The sequence below is a fragment of the Fulvivirga ulvae genome (assembly GCF_021389975.1).
In the GTDB taxonomy this organism is placed as follows: Bacteria; Bacteroidota; Bacteroidia; order Cytophagales; family Cyclobacteriaceae; genus Fulvivirga; species Fulvivirga ulvae.
In genome coordinates this window covers 2389771-2412262 of the sequence record NZ_CP089981.1, presented here as the reverse complement: position 1 = coordinate 2412262, position 22492 = coordinate 2389771, and the positions used below count along the sequence as shown (strand labels likewise).

The following is a 22492-nucleotide window of genomic DNA, read 5'->3' as shown; positions in this document are numbered from 1 at the left end:
TAAACCAATTGATGATGATTACTTGTAAACACAATCGCTAACGAAAAAATTAAATGGAAGGTACTTTTTCTATTACGTTTTCTCAAAAACCAACGATGACCAGTAGTTTCGGCTCGACCTGCCCAATAATTGAAGGCCATACCTTGCAGCCTCATCCTGTAAGTCCTGATCATCCGAATCGTAGAACCCGCTAAGCATAAGTACACCCTTTTCAGGCAAATATGCCTGGTAGTGTTTTATCTCATCAAGTAGTACGTTTTTATTGATGTTGGCTAAAATGATATCAAAATGCCCTTCCAGATGTAGCGATTCAATGGTTCCTCCAAAAACACTGACATTATTGCATTGGTTCAATTCTACATTTTCAGGGGCATTTTCTATGCTCCATGAGTCAATGTCGTAAGCTATTACTTCTTTTGCCCCAAGCTTGGAAGCCATAATAGCAAGTATTGCAGTACCACAGCCGGCATCAAGTACCCGTTTGCCTCTGTGGTCGTGCTCCATCTGGTTCTTTAACATCAGATAAGTAGTGGCATGATGACCGGTGCCAAATGACATTTTGGGAGTGATGATGATCTCGTATGGATATTTCTCCTCTATCTTGTGAAATGTGGCGCGAACGAGACATCTATCTTCAACAATGATAGGATCATAGTTTCTCTCCCAATCTTCGTTCCAGTTCTTCCTCTCTACCTCCTCAATGGTATACGATAATGGTGTAAGTTTAGCATACTTCGCAACCAGATCCTTCACATCCTGCCCGGAAAATTTCTCAATTTCAATATAGCCCTCAACACCATCTTCTGTTTCCATCATGGAGTTGTAGCCAAGCTCGCCAAGCTCGGCTATTATGATTTCGGAAAAATCTTCACTACATGAAAATTTAACCCCTATAAACTCTGCCGGAAGTTTCTCTGCCATCATTAAAATGACTTTACAATATCGGTAAAATCCCTTGATTTTAAAGAAGCTCCGCCAATCAGGCCTCCATCCACATCTTTACAGGCAAACAGCTCCTTTGCATTATCCGGCTTGCAGCTTCCTCCATAGAGTATAGACATGTTTTCAGAAATTTCCCCGCCGTATCGCTCGGCTATAAACTCACGTATGGTCGCATGCATTTCCTGGGCCTGATCCGATGAAGCAGTTTTTCCCGTTCCTATTGCCCAGATAGGTTCATACGCTATTACTATTTTGGAAAATTTATCGTCGTGCAGATGAAACAGGCTATCTCCGATTTGATTACAAACGTACTCCTTGAAAAGGCCGTTTTCCCGGATCTCCAAGGACTCTCCACAACAAAAGATGGGAGTAAGATTATTTTCCAGGGCCAGGTCCACTTTTTTGGCAAGCTGTTTATGACTTTCGTTGAAGTACTCTCTTCTTTCACTGTGTCCAACTATAACATACTGCGCACCAACAGAGGCCAGCATACTGGCAGAAACTTCTCCGGTGAATGCACCCTGGGCATTATCATTACAATTTTGAGCACCCAGGTGGAGTTTATCTACACCAGATATCAATTTCTTTACCTGAGTTAAGTGAATAAAAGGGGGAGCTAAAATAATATGTACATCTCCTCTTACCTCATCGGCTACCATATTCACGATCTCAGAAGTAAGCTTCAACCCCTCATCGAGGCTATTATTCATTTTCCAGTTTCCGGCTACAATTTTTTTTCTCATAGTTAGTGTACAGTTTTTTGTGGACACACAAATATAGTATTTAAAATGTCTTTTAACTGATCCTGCTCCAGTTAACGGCTGTTTTGCGCATAGACTCGATCTGGCTCCGGATATTCCGGTTATCAGGATGGGATAGTTCCGGGTCAGCATCCAGCAGAGCAATAGCCGCCCCTCTGGCTGCCTGCAATATTTTGCCATCCTTTCCCAGGTCAGCTATCAGCAAATCAAGCACCCCGCTTTGTTGTGTGCCTGTCAGATCTCCGGGACCGCGCAATTGCAGGTCAGTATCTGCTATTTCGAATCCATTATTGGTTCTCACCATGGTCTCAAGCCGCACTTTGGCCTCTTTACTGAGTTTATAATTGCTAATAAGTATGCAGTAAGACTGGTCGGCACCACGCCCTACTCTTCCGCGAAGCTGGTGCAATTGTGCTAGACCAAACCGCTCGGCATTTTCTATGACCATAACTGATGCGTTAGGCACATTTACACCTACTTCTATTACCGTGGTAGCCACCATGATCTTAGTTTCTGCCTTTACAAACCTTTGCATTTCATAGTCCTTGGCATCGGGTTTCATTTTACCATGTACTATGCTTACAGGAATATCCGGAAAAGATCTGCAAATGCTTTCGTAGCCATCCATAAGATGCTTGAGGTCCAGTTTTTCTGACTCTTCAATTAATGGGTAAACGATATATACCTGTCTCCCTTCTGCAATTTGCTCTTTGATAAAGCCATTTACTTTCAGCCGGTTTGCATCGTACCGATGAACTGTTTTTATTGGCTTTCTTCCTGCCGGCAGCTGGTCAATCACTGAAATATCCAGATCTCCATACAAAGTCATGGCAAGTGTGCGCGGAATAGGGGTGGCGGTCATCACCAGCACATGCGGATAAACATCACGGTTCTTCTGCCATAGTTTGGATCGCTGGGCTACCCCAAAGCGGTGCTGTTCATCAACCACAGCCAATCCCAGGTTTTTAAATTGTACAATATCCTCAAGCAGGGCATGTGTACCCACAATAATATTCAGGTCTCCCGATTTAAGGTATTCGTGTATGATTTTCCGCTCACTCTTTCTGGTAGAACCCGTGAGTAAGGCAATGGTAATACCCATGCGATCGGCATATTCCTTCAGGCCCTGGTAGTGTTGCGCTGCCAATATTTCAGTGGGGGCCATCATTACTCCCTGAGCCCCTGAGCCTACCACCAATAACATGCAGATGAAGGCCACTATGGTTTTCCCACTGCCCACATCACCCTGAAGCAGCCGGTTCATTTGTCGCCCCGACTTCATGTCATGGTAAATTTCCTTTATTACCCGTTTCTGCGCATCTGTCAGGTCAAACGGCAGGTGTTCTTTATAAAATCTGGTCAGAAGCTCGGTATCATGAAAAACCTGACCTTTAAACTTGTCAACTCTTGCAAGTTTCAGCTTTAACAGGCGCAATTGTACATAAAACAGCTCTTCAAACTTTAACCTGAAGCTGGCCTTTTGCAACAGTTCATTGTTCTGGGGAAAGTGGATATTGAACAAGGCCTCTTTCTTTGAAAGCAACCTGTAGTCTATCAGTAGCTGCTGTGGCAAGGTCTCCCTAATCCTGTGCTCGGCAAGCTGAAGCAGCGTTCTTTGAAGCTTTGAAATAGCTTTGCTGTCCAGATATTTCTTCTTAAGCTTTTCAGTGGCAGGGTATACAGGATGCAAATAACTGGAATCCTCATTTTGATGTGTGAGCACTTCAAATTCGGGATGAGCAATATTAAGTTTGCTTCCAAATGCCGTGGGTTTTCCAAAAACCATGTATTCAACACCGGGTTGGAGCTTTTGTAGTACCCATTGCACTCCTTTGAACCAAACAAGCTCAATTTCGCCTGTTTCATCACGTAAAAATGCTTTCAGCCTTCGCTTGCGTGGTGGGCCTGCCGCCTCTATATTACGCACCCTCCCTTTGATCTGAACATAAGGCATAGTGCCATTCAACTCATTGATCGGGTAAAATTTAGTGCGGTCTTCGTACCGGAACGGGTAGTGCTGAAGCAGGTCCCCATAAGTGAATATATTGAGTTCTTTATTAAGTAGTGCCGCTTTTTGCGGGCCGACTCCTTTGAGGAATTCTATCTTTGTATCAAAGAATCCTTGCATACCCGCAAACTAACCAAAAAAATTCTTTAACTGCTTAATTTCTGCTGCTCCCCTTCAGGTCGTTCCATTTAAGGGTATTCATCATATGAACAATATCCACTTTCACATATTCAATAGCTGGTTGCAAAGAGTCATTCTGTACCTGTGTATTGAAGTAAAGTGCGCCTCGCAGGAAATTTTGCGTAGAATCTGTCGAAATAAATTGAAACTGGCTGGGCACTTCGCCTTCCAGTTCAGCATAAACCACCGTTTTGCCTGATGGCGTTTTTGATATAGCCTCATCAATGGCCGAAGCTTTGATCTGGTGCTTGGCGGTGAGGAAATAGGCATCATCAAAATATTCCTTCAGCGAGTCCAGACTATTGACGGTCTTATAAGTTATGTGTATGTCCGCTTTAAATTGCGGATAATAGATCTCAACCCAATACTTGTCTGAAATCCAGGAGGAGTCCTTAAGCAGCCGGGCATGTTTTGAGTATTCAAAGTGATAGGGCAGGGTATCAGGCAGTGGCTGATAGGCATGCTCGGGAAGGATAAAGCGATTATACCCTTTAGGCTTCGGTGCATAATCAGACTCACAACCCCATAAAACTAAAACTATGAAAAAAGCCAACCACAGTTTAGTTATAATCTCCTGTATCTTCATCATTTTCGTTTATAAAGACCCGCACCTTTTTAATACGCTTATTATCCACAGCTACCACAGTGAAAACGTACCTCTCAAAATACACTTTTTCTCCGGCAGAAGGAAGCTTTGTATTAATTTCCAGCAGCAGGCCTCCAAGCGATTCACTCTCCCCCTTTACTTTTTCAAAAGTATTCGGGTTCACCTCCAGTATCTTGCAGAAATCATTGAGCGTGGTCCTGCCTTCGAAAAGGTAAGTATACTTATCAAGTTTGCTATATGCAATATCTTCATCATCAAACTCGTCATTTATTTCACCCACTATCTCCTCGATGACATCCTCCAGGGTGATCAGACCGGAGGTACCTCCGTATTCATCAACAACAATGGCCATATGCACCCGCTTCTCCTGAAAGTCCTTTAATAGTGCATCAATCTTTTTGTTTTCAGGAACAAAGAAGCCCTGCCTGAGCAGCTTACACCAGTCAAAAGACTCATCCTGATCAACATGTGGAAGCAAATCCTTGATATAAAGTACTCCTTCGATATTATCTATAGTGTCAGAATAAACCGGGATACGGGAAAATCCTGACTTATTAATCTTATCCATCAGGTCATGGAAATCCATCTCTATGTCAAACGCCGTAATGTCCATCCTTGATTTCATTACCTGTTTAACCGTGAGTGTACCGAAGTTAACTATACCTTTCAGAATATCCTTTTCTTCATCGGTAGTCTCCTCGCTGGTAGTAGTTATTTCAAGGGCATGGTGAAGCTCTTCTACGGAGATATCGTACCCTTTTTTGGTAAACCGCCGTTCTATAACGCTGCTGCTGGTAACCAGTAAAAAAGACAATGGCCTGAATACCGTGTTCAGCAATTTGAGCATCGCAGAGGTCAGCCTGGCGAACCTGAGGTTATTAGGTGTAGCATAAACTTTAGGCAGGATCTCCCCAAAAAACACTATACCCAGTGTGGTGACGGTAGTAAGAATAATTACAGGGGTTCCTTCGGTGGTTTTGGCATCCAGAATCTCCCACATTACAAATGTTGACAGGGTAACTATGCCAACATTTATAAAATTATTCATAATCAGAATGGTTGCCAGCAGTTGCTTAGGATGACGGATAAGGGTAACTATGCGCTTATCCGGCACTTCTTCACTTTCCTTACATTCGGCTATATCTTTTGAGGTTAGCGAAAAAAAGGCCACCTCTGAGCCACTTATCAATGCGGACATAATCAGCAACAGCAGAAGTGTAATACCGCTGATGAAGTAAAACAGTGAATCCTCACTGAAGATCGTCGCTAACAAATATTGACTCGGAGGTTCGTCTATGGTTTCCAATACTTGGGATTTATTCTAAAAATCAGAACGGCAGATCGTCAGATTCGTCATCAATAGCTATATCAGCTCCCGCCTGTGATGGTGCCGGCTCCTGCGATCTTGTCGGGGCTGGTGAAGTGCCACCACCCTCTGACATACCCTTAGGGGTTAGCATGGTCATATTATCTCCAACAATCTCTGTTGTATACCTGGTTACACCATCCTTTTCCCAGGACCTGGTACGAAGCTTACCTTCGATGTATACCATATCACCTTTGTTAAGGTATTTTTCTGCGATCTCTGCCAAACCTCTCCACAGCACTACGTTGTGCCACTCGGTTTGCTCTCTTCTTTCGCCCGTATTTCTATCCTTATATACTTCCGAAGTAGCCACCGGAAAATTGGCTACAGATGCTCCACTCTCCAAATGTCTTACTTCAGGGTCTTTTCCCAACCTTCCAACAATTATTACTTTATTAACTCCTGACATATTCTCGTTTTAATCTTTTTTGCAAAGCTACTAATGTTTTATAAATCTAACTAAAAAATAGTATCATTCAAATAACGTGAAACCAAAACAGGTTTGGGTAATTGATGAATATCTTCATGATCAAAAAACTGCAATCCCAGGCGGGTTATCATATTGGCAACTTCTGTGCCCTCACTGAGCTCTATTGTAAAAAAACGTGCGTGAAGCCTGCGGTGTGTAAGCACATGCTTGTATCCGGCGCTCACATTTACCTCTTTGATATATGGAAGCAGTTCACTTAAATGGTCGTAATTATGGATTATCCAGTCAAAGTCCCTGAATTCTTTATCTTCAAAAAGCAGGTAATCGAAGAGGCCTCTCCAGATGTCATTACCCTTTCGCTGCTTCAAAGCCATATGTTCCCCTTTTGTGAACACCATATAATGGAAATACCGATCCTTAACTTTTACTTTTCCCAGCTTGACAGGAAGCTCTCTCTGCAGATTATGTATGCGTGCATGACATTCTATATTAAAAATACAATTATCACATGCCGGTGATTTTGGTGTACAGTGTGTAGCGCCAAACTCCATGATGGCCTGATTGTAGATATCCGGCTGCTCCGCGGGGATCAGTTCACCGGCAAGCTTCTCAAATTTTCGCTGCCCGCTGCCGCTGGAAATATCAGCGTCTATACCGTAGACTCTGGACAGCACTCGGTATACATTTCCATCTATTACGGGCACCTGTTCGCGGTAAGCAAAAGAGGCGATCGCAGCAGCCGTATACTTACCAATTCCTGGTAGTTTTAACAAGTTTTTATACCCAAACGGGAAGTTTCCACCCAAATTTTCTGCAACTATTTTTGCGCACTTATGTAAGTTTCTGGCCCTTGAGTAATATCCTAGCCCTTGCCATAGGCGTAGGATTTCCTGCTCGCTGGCCGCTGCCAAATCTCCAATTTTTTCAAAATGTTCTACAAATCTGTGGTAATAAGGCAGGCCCTGGGCAACACGGGTTTGTTGCAAAATGATCTCTGAGAGCCATATTTTATAAGGATCGGACGTATCGCGCCATGGCAGTTCACGTTTATGCGTGTTATACCATGTAATTAACTTTTTTGCGAATTTTTTGTTATTCAATTAGGTCACTTTTTAGTCAAAAAATGCTCAAAATGGGGTGTTAGATTTTTGGCATAGTTAATTTTTTTATATTCCCACGGAGCCTAAATTTGCTGACCAATATACACCTAGTAATTAATATCGTTAATCAAAAAGACTATTATTCGTGACTAAAGCAGAAGTAATATCCGAAATCTCCGAGAAGACCGGAATCGACAAATCAGACGTAACTGTTTCTGTTGAGGCATTTTTCAATATTGTTAAAAACTCAATGGCAGAAGGAAATAACATTTACGTCAGAGGGTTTGGCAGCTTTGTAAATAAGAAGCGCAAGAAGAAAATTGCCAGAAACATTTCCAAGAATACGGCAATTGTAATCGATGAGCACTATATACCGAGTTTCAAACCTTCTAAGGTATTTATTGAGAAGATTAAGACCAGTGATAAAGTAAAGGACGCAAACAGTTAATAATCCCTTTGCTTTTAAATCTTAATATTATCCTTGAACTTTGCATGTGTTTCTAACTGAAATTTAATGCTAAAGACAAGGATAATATTAATTGCAAGTGCAGCCCTGCTGGTACTGCTTATTTTCAGCTTACCAAAAGTTGTGGTTGACAATGACTCGGATGAGCTAAGTTCTTCTCAGGAACCCACATCAACCGCACCCCCGGACTCCGGGATCACCACCAATGCTCACGATCTGGAGCTATCGGGAGATTCCCGACAAAATATCAAAATTTTAAAGGAAAAACTTACCGCTAGTAAAAATATTGAAAAAAGTGTTATCTTTGCGGACTCTTTGGCAAAGCTGTATCTAAGCGTGAGTAAATACGATAGTGCAGCTAAGTTCGTTGAAATCATTGCTCAAAATATTCCAACTGTGGAAAACTGGCAAAGGGCCGGAGACACTTATTATGAAGCTTTCAGTTTTGCAATGGATGCAGAAAAAAGAGCTCAAATGGGTGGCAAAGCAAGGGAATATTATGAAAAGGTATTGGAAAAGTCACCAGGCAGGCTGGACATTAAGAATAACCTGGCCATGACTTACCTGTCAACATCAAACCCCATGCAGGGTATAATGATGCTGAGAGAAATTTTGAAACAGGATCCAGAAAACGAAAAGGCCCTGTTTAATATGGGGGCTTTGTCCATGCAGTCAAACCAGTATGACAAAGCCATAGAACGCTACAGCAAGCTGGTGGAACTATATCCGGAAAACACACAGGCTCGCTTCTTTTTAGGAGTCAGCTACATGGAAACCGGACAAAAAGACAAAGCCAAAGAGCAATTTATAAAAGTAAAAGAGCTGGATGATGATCCTCAGGTACACGCTACAGTGGATTCTTATCTGGAAGAAATTGAATAAATAAAAAATTGTTTAACTATCCCGATGAGTCGGGAGCAAAAATTTTAAAGATATGCCTTGCGGTAAAAAAAGAAAAAGACATAAGATTGCTACTCACAAGAGAAAGAAAAGATTGAGAAAAAACAGACATAAGAAGAAGTAATTCTTGATCATGGTCCCGGTGCCCCCGGGACTGTGTGTCTATACACATCTTTTTAAATAAGTTTTAATCTCAAATCACATACATTTTGAGTAACGAATTAATAATCAATTCAACTCAAAACGGATGTCGTATAGCCCTATTAAAAGATAAAAGTCTTGTTGAGTTCCATCATGACGAAGATGGAAACCAGTTTACAGTTGGAGATATATACCTGGGTACTGTCAGAAAAGTAGTTCAGGGTCTCAATGCAGCGTTTATTGATATAGGTTACGAGAAAGATGCCTTTCTGCATTATCTCGATCTGGGACCTAAATTCAGTTCGCTTCAGGATTTCACGAAGCGTGCGCTTTCAAAAAAAAATACCTCCAGTAAACTGGAAAAATTTGGCTTAAAGCCAGACATAGATAAACATGGAAAGATCACCAATGTACTTTCCAGGAATCAACAAATACTAGTACAGGTTGTAAAAGAGCCTATATCAACAAAAGGGCCGCGATTATCCTGCGAGTTGTCTCTGGCAGGCAGATATTTGGTACTTGTTCCTTTTTCGAACACAGTAAATGTCTCTAAGAAAATTAGCAGCAGCGACGAGCGAAAGAGACTCGTAAGACTGGTGTCATCAATCAAACCTGAGAATTTTGGTGTAATTATAAGAACAGTAGCTCAGGGTAAAGATGTAAGGGAGCTGGACTCAGACCTCCGGCATCTTCTTGACATATGGCATCAGGGTGCCAAAACACTTAAAACAGCCAAGCCAAGGGAAAAAGTAATCGGTGAGATGAGCAAAGCCTCGTCCATCCTCAGAGATGTTCTTAATGAGTCGTTTGACAACATCCATATCGATGATAAAGAGATATATGATGAAGTAAGGACTTACATCAAGACCATCGCCCCTGACAAGGAGAAGATTGTAAAGCTTTACAATGGCAAAGCAAAGATCTTTGAGAATTTTGGCATAGAAAAACAGATAAAATCAGCCTTCGGTCAATCTGTAAGCCTCAAAGGCGGAGGATACCTGATCATAGAGCATACGGAAGCGCTTCATGTTATCGACGTAAACAGCGGTAATAAATCTAACCGTGAAGAGGACCAGGAAGCAACCGCTCTTTCGGTAAACATTGAGGCCGCTAAGGAAATAGCAAGGCAGCTCAGGTTGCGTGATATGGGTGGCATTATCGTAGTCGACTTCATTGATATGAAGAGGGCTGAGAACAAAAAGACGATCTATAAGGTCATTAAAGATGAAATGGCTGCGGACCGGTCTAAGTTCACCGTTCTGCCATTGTCAAAATTCGGCCTGATGCAGATCACACGCCAGCGGGTAAGGCCGGAAATGAACATTACCACTAAAGAAGTGTGCCCTACCTGCCAGGGAACAGGTAAGATCAGTGCTTCTATACTGGTTTCAGACCTTATTGAGAGATCAGTTGACCATCTGATGACCAAGCAGAACGACAAGGATATAACCGTGGTTATACATCCTTTCATTTATGCCTATTTCACCAAAGGTACGATGTCCAGAAGGCTGAAGTGGTTTTTGAAATATTTCAAATGGATCAAAATGGTGCAGGACTCTTCGCTGGCCATTACAGAATACAAATTCCTCAACAAGTTTGGAGAGGAAATAGATGTAGGGGAATTGTAAATAATTCAATTCTAACCATCCTAATCCACCAAGGGTTTTGCACCCTTGGTGGATTGATCCACAATATTATCTTTTATAATGATTGATAAAACGCTGATTATCAGTTTGGGAAGAAACGATCAATCTAAATACTTTTTTAACACTTTTTCCACATTACGCTCATCCGAGAGATCCCAATACCACCATTTATCAGGATTGTTTTTTTCAGCTTGAAATCGCCTCTGGTAAGATACTTTAAATAAACCCAACAATAACTTTAACGCCTTATTCAATTCATAATCAGGCAGCTCAGCAATCCTTTGTAAAAGATGACTGGTTATACCTTTGGCTAGAAGCACACAAGGGGTAAATGTTGGTTTTAATTTACTCTCAACTATCGCGGATCGTATATCTTCTTCCTGTGGTTTTGATTGTTGGATAAGGGCAATTATCTCTTTTAGATAACTTCTCTTTTCGGATAGGCCAAAGCTTGAAAATTCATCTACTAACACTTTTGGATCGACAAGTCCCTGCCCATATTTATTCAGTGTAATTTCCTTTTCAGTGTTTAGCATTTCAATAAATAGTGTAGATAAAGATTGCAGGCTAAATCGCTCTAGCTTTTCAGGCATGGCTTGTATATATGAGCACAATCAACACCAGCACAATAGTGATTACTCCTGTAAGCAAATTTAAAATGAATACTTCCGAAGATCGTTCACCGAAGGAAGCACCTCCGGTTAAAACTTTTTTAAAAAGATCTTTCTGCTTTCTATATTTAGGAAAAAGTATCAAAAAGAACCATCTTATAAATGCACCTATAAATTCAAAACCATAAGGCCCTTTGTACATGCTCATAATGTCAAAATAAGTTTATTCCCCACTATTAAAAAGATAAAAACAGGTACAATAAACGATCAATACAGCCTTCTTAAACAAAAAGCTTAATCTCCACACTTCCCTATTTTTCTAGTGTTCAATTCTCTGTAATAAATCCAATCGGGCGGACGCCTACTTCATTGGTGTCGTAAGGATCGCTGCGCTAAACCTACGGCCAGCAAAGTCATTTAATCAACCCCAAATTATGTCGTAATACCCCAATAGAAACTGGGATTAAAATTACAAGGACAAACCATGTAACAATTAACCAATCTTTTTTCCTCCTTTCTGATTTTAGCTCATGACTCCATCGAGCTTTATATTTCTCTATGTCAAAATTTCTTTCATACCGATACCAGTTAAACACACCTATAGGAACAACAAATGGAACCAGGTAGATCTTAGGAGGCAAGGAAAAGTCTCTAACCAGCTTTACCAATGCCACTACACTTAATAATGAAAAACACTGTAATACTGTCAATAAAACACTTCCTTTTGTTTCAGGAACATTATCTCTTTGTTTAAGAAAGAATGTATATATTCTGTAATATATATAATCAAACAAGTTCATCATTTAATTAGGCTTTTTACCTATTGGAATAAAACCTAAACCACAAGGATAGGGAGGGATCATTTCTGCTTCTTGTGGTATTCAATCAAAAGAAGATTTATCCTTTCCACCTCTTCTTTTTTTAAAGGGTCTGTATGTATTTCTTCAATTCTATTCAGCAGTAATCGATACTCATCCTCTGTAGTAACTTTTCCTTTCTTAAGGATTTGATTAATGCCCTTTTTCTCAGCTTCATCATTTAACCCTGAACCGAACTTAGTTTCTAAAATTTCATTAAGCTTATTCCTATCGGATTCACTCAACCCTTTAGCCCATTCGTTGGCATCTTTTAGTTTGAGTTTAACAATACAATTCCCAAACCGAATGGCAAAACTATTAAGACAACGACAATTATCACATCTCTTACCAATACCGTCCCTTTCACCATATTACCGTCCTTTAATATTTTATCAGTTCTATTTCCATTATAATATTTATAAAAAAGGAACATGATCATTAATATAACTGGTAACCAAAGATATTTACTATGATTTTCCCCATATGCTAAAGTCAACAAATTTGTCTTAAATACGAGCATAATCAAGTTAAGCAAAAAGAATAAATGAGCAAAGAATGCTAATACGACCATTGAAACAGCATTGTCTCTTGGATCCACCGTCCCTATCTTATTAAATAAGTTAAAGAAGGTTTTAAACATAAAGTCATACATAAAATTATATATAATTAGTCAAATAAGCTTTCTGTAATACTTTTTCCAGAATACATTTGCCATCCAAAATCAGCGAGGAAATACGCCCCTCCTACAACTGCTATTCCAATGTTTATCCCAGGTATAAAGCCTCCTGCTGTAAGTGCGGCTCCTATTAAGACATCCGCAGTGTGATGATTTTTCCATTCGCCTTGAATTACTGCATCTACTCCGGTAAGTGCCACTCCTGCAATACCAAGTTTAGTTGCAAACTTACTTCCTACTCGGGTCATGTTTGCCCACTGCTTAGCTCCAGTATACAGAGGTTTAGAGCCATTAACCGCTATCTCAGTGGCCATTTGAGTAAACCCAGTAACAGTAACCAGTGTCTTTAAGGAAGAACTTGCCATATCTCCACCAAGACCTGCATAAACCATTTTGGGTTCGTCCATACTAAAATCCATAACACTCCATCCATTCTGAGACGGATTTTTCTTCCAGCCGTATTTATTACTTTTATACCCACCAACTTCAACAGAGCCAACTTTTCCGTACACATTAACGGCAGCTTCATTGGCCTTCTCCCAGCGATTATCATCAGTAATGTTATAAAACCTGTCAAAGGTTTGCTGGCTCATCATACGGGCATTTCTTTCCATGCCAACAGCTCCTGCACGTCTCCATAATTGGTCCGTCCAGTGGCGCCCTGAACCAGGCCCCATACTGTCTACTAACGAATAGGGATTGCCAGAGCTCACCAAGTCGTCGTATTGGTCAAAACCACTTCCCCCGCTACCCCCATTCGTTTCACAGGTTTTGCACACTAAAGGAAGTTCTATAAGCCCCGTAGGATCATTAAAAGAAACTGGATTATTAAACCCAAACCTATAAGGCGTTAGGTTTGGCATCATGTGGGCTAAAGCATCCACACCATTGAAACGCCCCGTTGCCGGATCGTACTGCCTGAACGGCGTGTCGTAAGTATCCGTAAAGTCGTTATACTCGGTGGCCGCATTGAACTTGTGGGCGTTTGGAGTTTGTTCTGCCCTGGTCCAGCTTGTGCTTTGCTGTAGCCCGAACGGGTAGTAGTTATTGCTCTGCACTACCTTCCCTTCCGTTAACATTACCTCAAAATCATCAAAATACACTTCGTTGCCCCCTGCAAAAGACTTGCAGTGTACTCTTACAAAGAACGTTTTGTGCTTTTAAGCACCTGCGAATATAGTTTTATTTTTCTCAGTCTACAATAAATTCATACCGGGCGGACGCACTACTTCATTATAGGTCTAAGGATCGCTATGCTAAACCTTAGACCAGACTGGGAAAACCCGGAAGGGATTCAACAATTAAAGGCCAACCTCTTTTAATATTTCATATCTACCAAGTTCTCCTTTGCGGTAAACAACCATTTTACCCTGCCCACGTGCTTTAGCCACTGAATCTCCAGACTGAACAAAAGGAATAATCAATCTTCCATAGCCCCCCAATATCTCCATTCATCGTTAATTAAGAAGCTTGGCGTAGCACGATTCTCACTAACTTTTATATCATCTATAACAGAAAAATATTCAGAGTTAATATCTTCATTTTTAGACTGAACCATCTCTATTGCTAATGTTATTCCTCCATATATCATTATAAGAACTAAAATAACTACTCCAATCCTTATTCCTACTTTTATAAACTTCACCATGTTTTAACTTTTGTGATTCCAGAACCGTGTGAGAACCCAAGTGTTTCTCCTATTCCCATAGACACTCCATACATGACCGTCCTGCCATCGTCACCAATTCCTCTTATAATTATCTCCTCCATTCCGATATAAAAAAGGCCCGGGCTATTTACCCAGGCTTTTAAATCTCTTTTGTGTGACTTCAGCTACACTAACTCATATTTAGTTATTGCTACAACCAAAGTCAAGAATAAAGTAATTCTCCTTACCTGCGCGTTTAACCACCACATCGTAACTATTGTATTCTTTAAAAATAGAGTCATTTGCTTGTAAGTAATTAAACAATCCACTCCTATCGGGTTCAAGATAGACAATCTGTATATTGTTTCCACTATTTACATTCACGGTATTTACACTATGATTGGATTTATCTTCATAAACCGAGTCTACCCTTCCTTTGACAACTAAAAATTTCATTTGTGAATAGGATTCACAAAGATCCTTCCTAGCTTGATCACGAAACACCTCGCTCCCGCATTGCTTCATTAAAAACATTACACTCAGGAACACGACAATAAGAACAATTATAACCTTTAATACTTTCATCTTGCTACTTTATCAAACAACCAATTTTTATACCTACTCCAAGGAATCGTTACTGAATTATATTCAGCATACCCAACAGCTACACCTAGCCCTCCCGAAAACAATCTATAAGGAGGAGTAAAATTTCCATAACTTTTATTGTGATCAAAATGAGGCACGGCCTGCCCGACAGTTCCACCCAAGACTAAAAGATCTCCGGTTATTTGAGCCTCATTGCCCATGATTTCATCATATGTCACTTCCGTACCATCCGCTGAAGAAAACAGGTTATAGTCAAGTGATAAATTAACATGAACATTTGTAGCATGCTTATCAGGCTGCAATTTACTTACATATACCCCACTAGTATTTTTTCCCCAGAAATAACCTAGGGTATAACCTATACCGTCCTTAAACAATGAACCTGCTAAAGTAATGCTTATAGCCTGTCCATCATTCTCATGTAACACATCCTCTAAAGTCAGTTTAGTATCCGCAGGATTAAAACCTGCGTAGACATATTTATCATTGGCAAGATCATGAGCACTCATAGAAACATTCGTATAAGGCACATACATCTGACCATCTTTGGTACTACACCACTCTTTTAGGTGGTGCAATTCCTTCAACTGATCTTAATTTAATTTTTTTGCCATCTTCTTAGAGTCCTGTATATGGAGCCAAAGGCCCAAAAAACATATTTGATGCTCCATGATATATTGGGCCTAATGGAGAGATAGATAATATCAATTCCTTCTTAGAGCTATCAAGTACTTTGAAAGCTTCAGACTAAGCAATAATCCCATCCCACTGGAAATATTTTGCAAACCAAAGAAACTAAAACTTGCTGATTGGATAAGCACTCCAAGTATGTTAGCAAAGCCAAAAATTAAAATGGATATTCCTGCAAACTGTAAAAAGATTTGGGGCTTCTTAAAATTCAAGGGGTTGTCATTCCATTGAGGTGAAACAAAAGAACCATTAGTTACTTTGATAACTACGTAATTAATTAATATGCCAAACAACATCCAAGCTACCAAAGAACCTATTGTAATTTGAAGCACCATTCCCATTCCATTCAAATTATAATAAACTGGCTCCATCATATTCAATGCAGCCATTACCAAAACAAATATAGCTTTGATAAATCCTATTCTATTCCAACTTTTCATTAGGTAAGACTTAAAACCCTCTTTCTAATTCAAATGATTTCCTGAACACCTCTTTTTCACTGGCATCATATCTTACCACTTCAACATGCGTCGACCCTGACTTTTTTATAATTGAATCCCCCACTTGAACATATTCAAGCATTTCCCGGCCAGTTCTTCCAAAGGTTGGCTTGTCCTCGTCCATAATATAATAGGCACTGGCTTGCTCTGCATTTATACTATCTACAGTTCCAATATACTCTGTCATTACCTCATAATCCAATACTTTTTGTCTGACATCTAGTGTAGACTTAATCATAAATGATGCTCCAACCAGAATAATAATGATGATGATCATGTAAACAAATTTCTCCCTTCTCATATTTACCAGTTTCCTATTTTTGTAGTCATACCTTTATGGCTTCCAGAGCCCCCAATTGTTACACCAAAACCAATTGATCCCCCCGTAAAAACACCGTTATAGTTATCATCAAACCCCCCTTGCAAAGTTAGCTCCAAGACCAATCCCTCCTGAGACAGTAGCTGCCGGACCTAGTAATTCCTCAGGTGTCATATTATGATAATCCCCTTCATAAAAAAGCACACCCGCATTTAAACCATAATCAACTTCCAATCCCTTTCTACTAAACATGGAAAAGTTGTTTTGGTCCTATAGAAGCCAGGATCTTTCCCTCTCATTACAATATGTAATGTATATGTTGATCCGCCTCCGATTGTACCAAGTACAGATGTTCCAGAAACATCAAAAGTTAACACGTCTCCAGGAATTAGGATTTTCATGAATTGACTATTTAAAAAATCATTCCATGCATTACCTTCCTTCGGAAAACTTAAAGATGCGGTACTACTACCATTTACGAGATCTATCTTCTGCTCAATAACATACCCTGCTCCTTTCATTCTGCCATCTGTACTGTATTGAGCAGTCTGCACAAACTGGTAAAATGTTCCATCAGAAGCAAGTTCACCTCCTAAAGCTTTACCAATTTGTTCCCTAAGGCTTCCTCCGGAAGCACCGTGCCTAACCATATAACTATAGCCCGCTCCGATAGCTTCATTATCACTTTGGAAGAAACTATTGCCCCCTTCTGGAGTCCAAGTGCCTCCCGAACCTTTCCTAATCATCAAACTAGTTATTATTGAAGCAAGACTTTGTGTACGCCCTGTTCTGTACTGACTTGCCCAACTTCCAACACCAACCCTACCCATACTACCACTAAGCCAGGTATAAGCTACTTTTTACCTTCCACAATTTCCTGAATCAATTGCAGCACCCGTTTCACTTCATATCTATAACCATAAAAATTATATAACACCCCTATTATCAAAATTAAAATACTAACAAAAGCAAAGGTTAGCATAATAAGCTGACTCTGACTAAAAAAGATATAAATGGAAAACAAAGAAAAAAGTAACATAAAAGAAAACCAGACAAAAGTTACTATCCTCCCAAATAAGGTAACTCCAACTGTTATTTTTAACTCTGTAGATTCATCATTACCATTTATTTCACCAAGTATTTTCACTTGATAAGACCTCGCATGTTTACCAACAAATTTCAAATCGAATTTATCCAAATAAATATCTCCTTCAAAAAGTGAACGTTTTGAAAATACTGTTTGAAAAATTTTAGGTTTTTGTACATTCGCCCTAATTGCTTCCAAAACATCGTCCTTCCTTCTTTGGACAGATAATTCAATTTTTTTTCTAGGAAATAAAAACATCATCTATTTAAAAACTTTTTGAACATAAGTGTCTCCCCAATTGATATTCCCTCCCACGTATGTTGGAATACCTAAGCCACCAAAAATCTTAACAGCAACAACTTGTCCCCCGAATTGATCTCGTTCGCTAATCGCAATACCTGCGCCAAGATCAATACCAAAGGATCCCCCAAGATTTGCCTCGAACCTCGGCCCGGCTAATGTGGAAACGGTAAAATTGTTAATATCTCCAGTATAAAAATATGCAGTCCCCTCTACCGCACCTGATGCATCCAATCCAAATGCAGAAGTTCCAGCGTCACTTAACAAAAAGCCTTTTCCTTCATCAGCTCCCGCTAAAACAGTTCCATATGCAATAGGACTAGTATCTCCTCCATATACAAGTACAACGTCGATATCAAGCCCAATTGACCATGCAGCCAATTTCCATGAAGAAATATCATACCATGGGGTTAAATTCGGCAGTACAGGATCGGTAGTATTTAAATTAATTTTCTGCTCAATAACATATCCTGCCCCTTTCATTCTGCCATCTGTACTGTATTGAGCAGTCTGCACAAACTGGTAAAATGTTCCATCAGATGCAAGTTCACCGCCTAAAGCTTTACCAATGTGTTCCCTGAGGCTTCCCCCGGAAGCACCGTGCCTAACCATATAACTATAGCCCGCTCCGATAGCTTCATTATCACTTTGGAAGAAGCTATTACCACCTTCTGGCGTCCATGTGCCTCCCGAACCTTTCCTGATCATCAAACTAGTTATTATGGAAGCAAGGCTTTGTGTACGCCCTGTTCTGTACTGATTTGTCCAACTTCCAACACCAGCCCTACCCATACTACCACTAAGCCAGCTCATACCAAACACGTTATCCGCCCCACTGATAATACTACTACCGCCACCACCAGACCTCAGGTTTGGATCATCCAACTCCACCGGCCTTTCATTCAGCCCGGTCGGATCATTAAAAGAAACAGGATTATTAAACCCGAACCTGTAAGGAGTCAGCGTCGGAGTCATGTGGGCGAGAGCATCCACACCATTGAAGCGACCTGTTGCCGGATCATACTGCCTGAACGGCGTGTCGTAAGTATCCGTAAAGTCGTTGTACTCGGTGGCCGCATTGAACTTGTGGGCGTTTGGAGTCTGGTCCATGCGCGTCCAGCTTGTGTTTTGCTGTAGCCCGAACGGGTAGTAGTTATTGCTCTGTACTACCTTCCCTTCCGTTAACGTTACCTCAAAGTCATCAAAATACACTTCGTTGCCTCCTGCACAACTTCTTTAGTGCAAAAGACTTGCAGTGTACCTTCCAAAGAACGTTTTGTGCTTTAAAGCACCCGCGAATATAGTTTTATTTTTCTCAGTTTACAATAAATTCATACCGGGCGGATGCCCTACTTCATTATAGGTCTAAGGATCGCTATGTTAAACCTTAGACCAGACAGAGGCTGCTAAAGTATTAAAAGCGACTCCTACCACGGTAGGCCGGTAAGAGTGTGATGAGGTAAAACTTTCTATTGAAGTGGCGGCCAAGATTGCGGAAGTTCTCGAGGTTTCTCTTGATTACCTGATCGGTAGTTCTGACAACTATATCAAGACAAACCATGCCCAAAAGGATCAATGACATTCTGACCCTCAATGAAAAAGATAAAGACCACATTCTATTTACCATTGATGCCATGTTAAGGGATGCTAAGACTAGAAAGGCTTATTCTTAAAAAAGCCCTGCATCCCTGCAAGGCTCCTTGTATTACTCTCCTTTATCTCCTGCGCCCATTCCGATATGAAAAAAGCCCGGGCTATTTACCTAAGCTTCTATATTATTACGATTTAGTTTGGATAGCTGCTATCTCAATCACCGACCGTATCTTCCTTACAACCGTATTCCAACACTTTTACTTGGCTATTTCCATTTCGAACTATTGTCATTTCAAGTTCTCCTACTGGTTTGAAAAGAGAATCTCCCTCATGTACAAGCTCATATGCTCCTGCAAACTCTCCAACAAACACCGTGCTTTTAATTAGACCGTCCGGGTTTTCGATTTCAACTGTTTCATAAGCATGGTTTCTCTTATCCTTATATTTAGAAACCACTATACCATTAAACAGCACCTCTCTTGCCTGTTCCTCCCTCCAGCATCTGGTTTCATCTAGATTCATCAATGAAAAGGGGGTTCTTGTCAGGATCTTTCTAGAAAACATAAAATGAAAGACAACCAAAAGCACGAAGATCACCCCTAATACTATTATCCAACTTCTTTTCATAATTCTTAAAGATTACCTCCAAACGTCCACGTTCTCATCCAGCTATAAGTAGCACCTGATACACCAACTGAAGCTAGTTTGATTAACAAAGAACGATACTGCTGCAGTAACAATAAATGAAACGATTAAAATAATGACCCGCGCCAATTGAATGCTGTATTTTCTCTTCAACTTCTTATCCTTTTCATTTTTGATTAAGTCATACATGTTCAACAAATCAGTAAAATGACCATAAAAATAATTCACTTTATAACCAGCTACTTTTAATGTATGTTTCATTTGATAGTAAAATATGTTCCCGGCAACAGCTAACCCTACAACAACTACAAAAATCAAACTATCCATGATGTCTTTATAACTTAATGTTTACACCCATAGTCAATATTAAACTCATTGAGTACGGAGTCTCTATAAATCCTAACTCTTAACTCACCCTTATTTTTAACTATAGAGTCTCCTTCAATAAGAAAATCATATGCCCCACTTGAGTCCAGAGCAAACAATATTGACTCTTTTATATCATTGTTATTTTTAAATTTTATGGTTCTATTACTGTGATTTTTTCGATCTAAATATTTTTTCACAATTATGCCTGAAAAAAATTCAGCCCTACCAAATTTTTCAGTTTTACATAAACTGTTATTTCTACGATTACTAAAAGGTTTCGTCTGCAAAATTTCCTTTAACAAAAAACTTATTATTACTGCTGATAGTAATAGCGTTAAAATTCCAAGAATTACTTTCTTCATAGCGTACTCCAAATAAAAAATGTATGTGTAAACTGACGCGTGTAACCTATAGGAGAACCTATGGAGCCTCCTCCTTCGGCTTCCTCATAGTTTTTACCAAAACCATCAAGATGATTGTCACCATTAAAATTATCACCTCCATATCCCATATCATACATCCACAAAGCTCCGTTGTGAGACCCCCCATAACCCTCATATAGGTTTAAGCTAAAACCATCCTTCGGGTCATTAGTCCGCATATATCCTGAAACAATTCCAAACGATGCATCAAATCCTACTGCTTTTCCATGAGTAAAATATATACCCATATCTCCATTGTCATCCCAAGCTAAGCCAAGTTCTACTGCATACCCTGTATCAAAAAAAGCAATAGTGCCTGCTAATCCAATTTTATGACCTTCTCCATAAGGCACATTTTTACTAGTTCGTTTTGGGTTACTATCCGCCATAACACTCCAACCATTCCCTCCACTCTGATTCAATTCCGGAGTACCTCCTTGATTAATTAAGAACATCAGTGCCTCAAAATCATAAACATAAGCACCTTTGTATGTATTTCCCTTAACAGCCTTACCAGCATACTTATTATACACCCTAATAGCACCATGGCCACTACCTCCAAGGTCTGCCATCGTCCCTGAGGCAAAGCCTGTTTTGGAACCATTATCATAAGTTGTAACAGACCAGCCATTTTCAGAAGTAGCGTTCCAGGCATCATTGGCCATTGCTGAGACAGAACTATAACGATAACCTTTTCCAGACCCCTTATAACCATAACTACGATGGTACATACCAGAACCTATACTAGCCCTACCCATACCACCACTAAGCCAAATCATCGATAAATCATTGTCCGCCCCACTGATAATACTTCTGCCACCACCTGTTCTCCTGTCAATGAGGTCTAACTCCACCGGCCTTTCATTCAGCCCTGTCGGATCATTAAAAGAAACAGGATTATTAAACCCAAACCTATAAGGCGTTAGGTTTGGCATCATGTGGGCTAAAGCATCCACACCATTGAAGCGGCCAGTGGCCGGGTCATACTGCCTGAACGGCGTGTCGTAAGTGTCCGTAAAGTCGTTGTACTCGGTGGCCGCATTGAACTTGTTGGGGGTTTGTTCTGCCCTGGTTCAGTTTGTGTTTTGCTGTAGCCCGAACGGATAGTAGTTATTGCTCTGCACTACCTTCCCTTCCGTTAACACTACCTCAAAGTCATCAAAATACACTTCGTTGCCTCTGCACAACTTCTTTAGTGCAAAAGACTTGCAGTGTACTCATACAAAGAACGTTTTGTGCTTTTAAGCACTTGCGAATATAGTTTTATTTTTCTCAGTCTACAATAAATTCATACCAGGCGGACGCCCTAATTCATTAGTGGTCGTAGGATTGCTGAAAAGCTTTCCCGTAAAACAATGAAAGGCACAAGTGGATACTTGCGCCAGTTTCATCGTTTTATAAGGATCGCTATGCTAAACCTTAGACCAGACAGGGTCAGCATCTGAAATTTATTCACCTTTAGATTAAGCCAAGATTATGTCGTAATACCCCAATAGAAACAGGGATTAAAACTACAAGAGCAAACCATGTAACAATTAACCAACCTTTCTTTCTTTTCTCTAATTTTGGCTCATCTCTCCAACGAGATTCATGCTTTTTTATATCAAAATTCCGTTCGTAAC

General features: G+C 40.2%; 27 protein-coding genes and 1 pseudogene. 3 read left to right on the top strand and 25 right to left on the bottom strand.

Annotated elements, in window-relative coordinates:
* Positions 1-72: 72 nt before the first annotated feature.
* Genes prmA through mutY form a run of 7 tightly spaced genes read right to left on the bottom strand, consistent with a single transcriptional unit; the run spans position 73 to position 7394 of the window.
* Positions 73-924, bottom strand: a complete 852-nt coding sequence (gene prmA, locus LVD17_RS09980) for a 50S ribosomal protein L11 methyltransferase (RefSeq protein ID WP_233766462.1) — start codon at positions 922-924, stop codon at positions 73-75.
* Positions 924-1685, bottom strand: a complete 762-nt coding sequence (gene tpiA / locus LVD17_RS09975) for a triose-phosphate isomerase (protein WP_233766460.1) — start codon at positions 1683-1685, stop codon at positions 924-926. The genes prmA and tpiA overlap by 1 nt, the downstream gene beginning before the upstream one ends.
* Positions 1686-1737: 52 nt before the next feature.
* The gene (gene recG / locus LVD17_RS09970; RefSeq protein WP_233766458.1) at positions 1738-3831 is read right to left on the bottom strand and encodes an ATP-dependent DNA helicase RecG; all 2094 of its coding nucleotides are present in this window, start codon (positions 3829-3831) and stop codon (positions 1738-1740) included.
* A gap of 34 nt (positions 3832-3865) precedes the next feature.
* Positions 3866-4477 carry a gliding motility lipoprotein GldD gene (gldD, locus tag LVD17_RS09965; RefSeq protein ID WP_441712372.1) on the bottom strand — a complete coding sequence of 204 codons (612 nt, stop codon included), beginning with the start codon at positions 4475-4477 and terminating at the stop codon, positions 3866-3868.
* Positions 4452-5795: a gliding motility-associated protein GldE gene (gene gldE, locus LVD17_RS09960; protein WP_233767946.1), complete on the bottom strand. Its 1344-nt coding sequence runs from the start codon at positions 5793-5795 to the stop codon at positions 4452-4454. The genes gldD and gldE overlap by 26 nt, the downstream gene beginning before the upstream one ends.
* Before the next feature lie 31 nt (positions 5796-5826).
* Positions 5827-6273, bottom strand: coding sequence for a single-stranded DNA-binding protein (locus tag LVD17_RS09955; RefSeq protein WP_255702577.1), 447 nt, complete (start codon positions 6271-6273; stop codon positions 5827-5829).
* 50 nt (positions 6274-6323) lie between these two features.
* Entirely contained in the window at positions 6324-7394 is a 1071-nt protein-coding gene (mutY, locus tag LVD17_RS09950) for an A/G-specific adenine glycosylase (protein ID WP_233766454.1), read from the bottom strand.
* A 145-nt stretch (positions 7395-7539) separates the two neighbouring features.
* Between mutY and LVD17_RS09945 the strand changes: the two genes are divergently transcribed.
* From LVD17_RS09945 to LVD17_RS09935, 3 genes are all read left to right on the top strand, one after another.
* Positions 7540-7842, top strand: a complete 303-nt coding sequence (locus LVD17_RS09945; RefSeq protein ID WP_202857020.1) for an HU family DNA-binding protein — start codon at positions 7540-7542, stop codon at positions 7840-7842.
* A gap of 66 nt (positions 7843-7908) precedes the next feature.
* Complete coding sequence (locus tag LVD17_RS09940) at positions 7909-8742, top strand: tetratricopeptide repeat protein (protein ID WP_233766453.1); 834 nt, start codon at positions 7909-7911, stop codon at positions 8740-8742.
* Between the two features lie 227 nt (positions 8743-8969).
* The gene (locus tag LVD17_RS09935) at positions 8970-10529 is read left to right on the top strand and encodes an Rne/Rng family ribonuclease (RefSeq protein WP_233766452.1); all 1560 of its coding nucleotides are present in this window, start codon (positions 8970-8972) and stop codon (positions 10527-10529) included.
* Between the two features lie 119 nt (positions 10530-10648).
* Here LVD17_RS09935 and LVD17_RS09930 read toward each other — a convergent pair whose 3' ends face one another.
* The 18 genes and pseudogenes from LVD17_RS09930 to LVD17_RS09845 form a co-directional block, all read right to left on the bottom strand.
* Positions 10649-11140 carry a DUF5958 family protein gene (locus LVD17_RS09930; protein WP_233766451.1) on the bottom strand — a complete coding sequence of 164 codons (492 nt, stop codon included), beginning with the start codon at positions 11138-11140 and terminating at the stop codon, positions 10649-10651.
* Positions 11133-11366, bottom strand: coding sequence for a hypothetical protein (locus tag LVD17_RS09925; protein ID WP_233766450.1), 234 nt, complete (start codon positions 11364-11366; stop codon positions 11133-11135). Before LVD17_RS09925 ends, LVD17_RS09930 begins: the two co-directional genes overlap by 8 nt.
* 205 nt (positions 11367-11571) lie before the next feature.
* On the bottom strand, positions 11572-11961 hold the full coding sequence (locus LVD17_RS09920; protein ID WP_233766449.1) for a hypothetical protein: 390 nt from the start codon (positions 11959-11961) through the stop codon (positions 11572-11574).
* Positions 11962-12017: 56 nt separating this feature from the next.
* Entirely contained in the window at positions 12018-12260 is a 243-nt protein-coding gene (locus LVD17_RS09915; protein WP_233766448.1) for a hypothetical protein, read from the bottom strand.
* Between the two features lie 421 nt (positions 12261-12681).
* Positions 12682-13770: an RHS repeat domain-containing protein gene (locus LVD17_RS09910; protein WP_233766447.1), complete on the bottom strand. Its 1089-nt coding sequence runs from the start codon at positions 13768-13770 to the stop codon at positions 12682-12684.
* Between the two features lie 341 nt (positions 13771-14111).
* Positions 14112-14339: a hypothetical protein gene (locus tag LVD17_RS09905; protein WP_233766446.1), complete on the bottom strand. Its 228-nt coding sequence runs from the start codon at positions 14337-14339 to the stop codon at positions 14112-14114.
* A 201-nt stretch (positions 14340-14540) separates the two neighbouring features.
* Positions 14541-14795: a hypothetical protein gene (locus LVD17_RS09900; RefSeq protein WP_233766445.1), complete on the bottom strand. Its 255-nt coding sequence runs from the start codon at positions 14793-14795 to the stop codon at positions 14541-14543.
* 125 nt (positions 14796-14920) lie between these two features.
* Positions 14921-15532, bottom strand: coding sequence for a hypothetical protein (locus LVD17_RS09895; RefSeq protein ID WP_233766443.1), 612 nt, complete (start codon positions 15530-15532; stop codon positions 14921-14923).
* 117 nt (positions 15533-15649) lie between these two features.
* Positions 15650-16075: a hypothetical protein gene (locus LVD17_RS09890; RefSeq protein WP_233766441.1), complete on the bottom strand. Its 426-nt coding sequence runs from the start codon at positions 16073-16075 to the stop codon at positions 15650-15652.
* A 10-nt stretch (positions 16076-16085) separates the two neighbouring features.
* Positions 16086-16436 carry a hypothetical protein gene (locus tag LVD17_RS09885; protein ID WP_233766439.1) on the bottom strand — a complete coding sequence of 117 codons (351 nt, stop codon included), beginning with the start codon at positions 16434-16436 and terminating at the stop codon, positions 16086-16088.
* 230 nt (positions 16437-16666) lie between these two features.
* The gene (locus LVD17_RS09880; RefSeq protein ID WP_233766437.1) at positions 16667-17200 is read right to left on the bottom strand and encodes a hypothetical protein; all 534 of its coding nucleotides are present in this window, start codon (positions 17198-17200) and stop codon (positions 16667-16669) included.
* A 107-nt stretch (positions 17201-17307) separates the two neighbouring features.
* On the bottom strand, positions 17308-17802 hold the full coding sequence (locus LVD17_RS09875) for a hypothetical protein (RefSeq protein ID WP_233766435.1): 495 nt from the start codon (positions 17800-17802) through the stop codon (positions 17308-17310).
* Positions 17803-19053, bottom strand: coding sequence for an RHS repeat-associated core domain-containing protein (locus LVD17_RS09870; protein ID WP_233766433.1), 1251 nt, complete (start codon positions 19051-19053; stop codon positions 17803-17805). It abuts the gene before it with no gap.
* 202 nt (positions 19054-19255) lie between these two features.
* The gene (locus LVD17_RS09865; protein WP_233766432.1) at positions 19256-19468 is read right to left on the bottom strand and encodes a hypothetical protein; all 213 of its coding nucleotides are present in this window, start codon (positions 19466-19468) and stop codon (positions 19256-19258) included.
* A gap of 179 nt (positions 19469-19647) precedes the next feature.
* Positions 19648-20061, bottom strand: coding sequence for a hypothetical protein (locus LVD17_RS09860; RefSeq protein WP_233766431.1), 414 nt, complete (start codon positions 20059-20061; stop codon positions 19648-19650).
* Between the two features lie 42 nt (positions 20062-20103).
* Complete coding sequence (locus LVD17_RS09855; protein WP_233766430.1) at positions 20104-20406, bottom strand: hypothetical protein; 303 nt, start codon at positions 20404-20406, stop codon at positions 20104-20106.
* A gap of 14 nt (positions 20407-20420) precedes the next feature.
* Positions 20421-20810, bottom strand: coding sequence for a hypothetical protein (locus LVD17_RS09850; RefSeq protein ID WP_233766429.1), 390 nt, complete (start codon positions 20808-20810; stop codon positions 20421-20423).
* A pseudogene (locus LVD17_RS09845) lies at positions 20807-21913 on the bottom strand (RHS repeat-associated core domain-containing protein); the annotation flags it as partial. The pseudogene LVD17_RS09845 and the gene LVD17_RS09850, both read right to left, overlap by 4 nt.
* Positions 21914-22492: the final 579 nt, after the last annotated feature.

Bases quoted from the DNA above. Each gene is read 5' to 3' on its own strand.
- LVD17_RS09940 (WP_233766453.1), top strand. From the start codon at position 7,909: ATGCTAAAGACAAGGATAATATTAATTGCAAGTGCAGCCCTGCTGGTA.
- prmA (WP_233766462.1), bottom strand. From the start codon at position 924: ATGATGGCAGAGAAACTTCCGGCAGAGTTTATAGGGGTTAAATTTTCA.
- LVD17_RS09925 (WP_233766450.1), bottom strand. From the start codon at position 11,366: ATGAGCATGTACAAAGGGCCTTATGGTTTTGAATTTATAGGTGCATTT.
- LVD17_RS09900 (WP_233766445.1), bottom strand. From the start codon at position 14,795: ATGAAATTTTTAGTTGTCAAAGGAAGGGTAGACTCGGTTTATGAAGAT.
- LVD17_RS09905 (WP_233766446.1), bottom strand. From the start codon at position 14,339: ATGGTGAAGTTTATAAAAGTAGGAATAAGGATTGGAGTAGTTATTTTA.
- LVD17_RS09875 (WP_233766435.1), bottom strand. From the start codon at position 17,802: ATGATGTTTTTATTTCCTAGAAAAAAAATTGAATTATCTGTCCAAAGA.
- LVD17_RS09865 (WP_233766432.1), bottom strand. From the start codon at position 19,468: ATGGTAAATAGAATGTGGTCTTTATCTTTTTCATTGAGGGTCAGAATG.
- LVD17_RS09955 (WP_255702577.1), bottom strand. From the start codon at position 6,273: ATGTCAGGAGTTAATAAAGTAATAATTGTTGGAAGGTTGGGAAAAGAC.
- LVD17_RS09855 (WP_233766430.1), bottom strand. From the start codon at position 20,406: ATGGATAGTTTGATTTTTGTAGTTGTTGTAGGGTTAGCTGTTGCCGGG.
- LVD17_RS09890 (WP_233766441.1), bottom strand. From the start codon at position 16,075: ATGAAAAGTTGGAATAGAATAGGATTTATCAAAGCTATATTTGTTTTG.
- LVD17_RS09910 (WP_233766447.1), bottom strand. From the start codon at position 13,770: ATGTTAACGGAAGGGAAGGTAGTGCAGAGCAATAACTACTACCCGTTC.
- LVD17_RS09880 (WP_233766437.1), bottom strand. From the start codon at position 17,200: ATGATTAGGAAAGGTTCGGGAGGCACTTGGACTCCAGAAGGGGGCAAT.
- LVD17_RS09850 (WP_233766429.1), bottom strand. From the start codon at position 20,810: ATGAAGAAAGTAATTCTTGGAATTTTAACGCTATTACTATCAGCAGTA.
- LVD17_RS09860 (WP_233766431.1), bottom strand. From the start codon at position 20,061: ATGAAAAGAAGTTGGATAATAGTATTAGGGGTGATCTTCGTGCTTTTG.
- LVD17_RS09920 (WP_233766449.1), bottom strand. From the start codon at position 11,961: ATGATGAACTTGTTTGATTATATATATTACAGAATATATACATTCTTT.
- tpiA (WP_233766460.1), bottom strand. From the start codon at position 1,685: ATGAGAAAAAAAATTGTAGCCGGAAACTGGAAAATGAATAATAGCCTC.
- gldD (WP_441712372.1), bottom strand. From the start codon at position 4,477: ATGAAGATACAGGAGATTATAACTAAACTGTGGTTGGCTTTTTTCATA.
- recG (WP_233766458.1), bottom strand. From the start codon at position 3,831: ATGCAAGGATTCTTTGATACAAAGATAGAATTCCTCAAAGGAGTCGGC.
- LVD17_RS09930 (WP_233766451.1), bottom strand. From the start codon at position 11,140: ATGCCTGAAAAGCTAGAGCGATTTAGCCTGCAATCTTTATCTACACTA.
- LVD17_RS09885 (WP_233766439.1), bottom strand. From the start codon at position 16,436: ATGAGAAGGGAGAAATTTGTTTACATGATCATCATCATTATTATTCTG.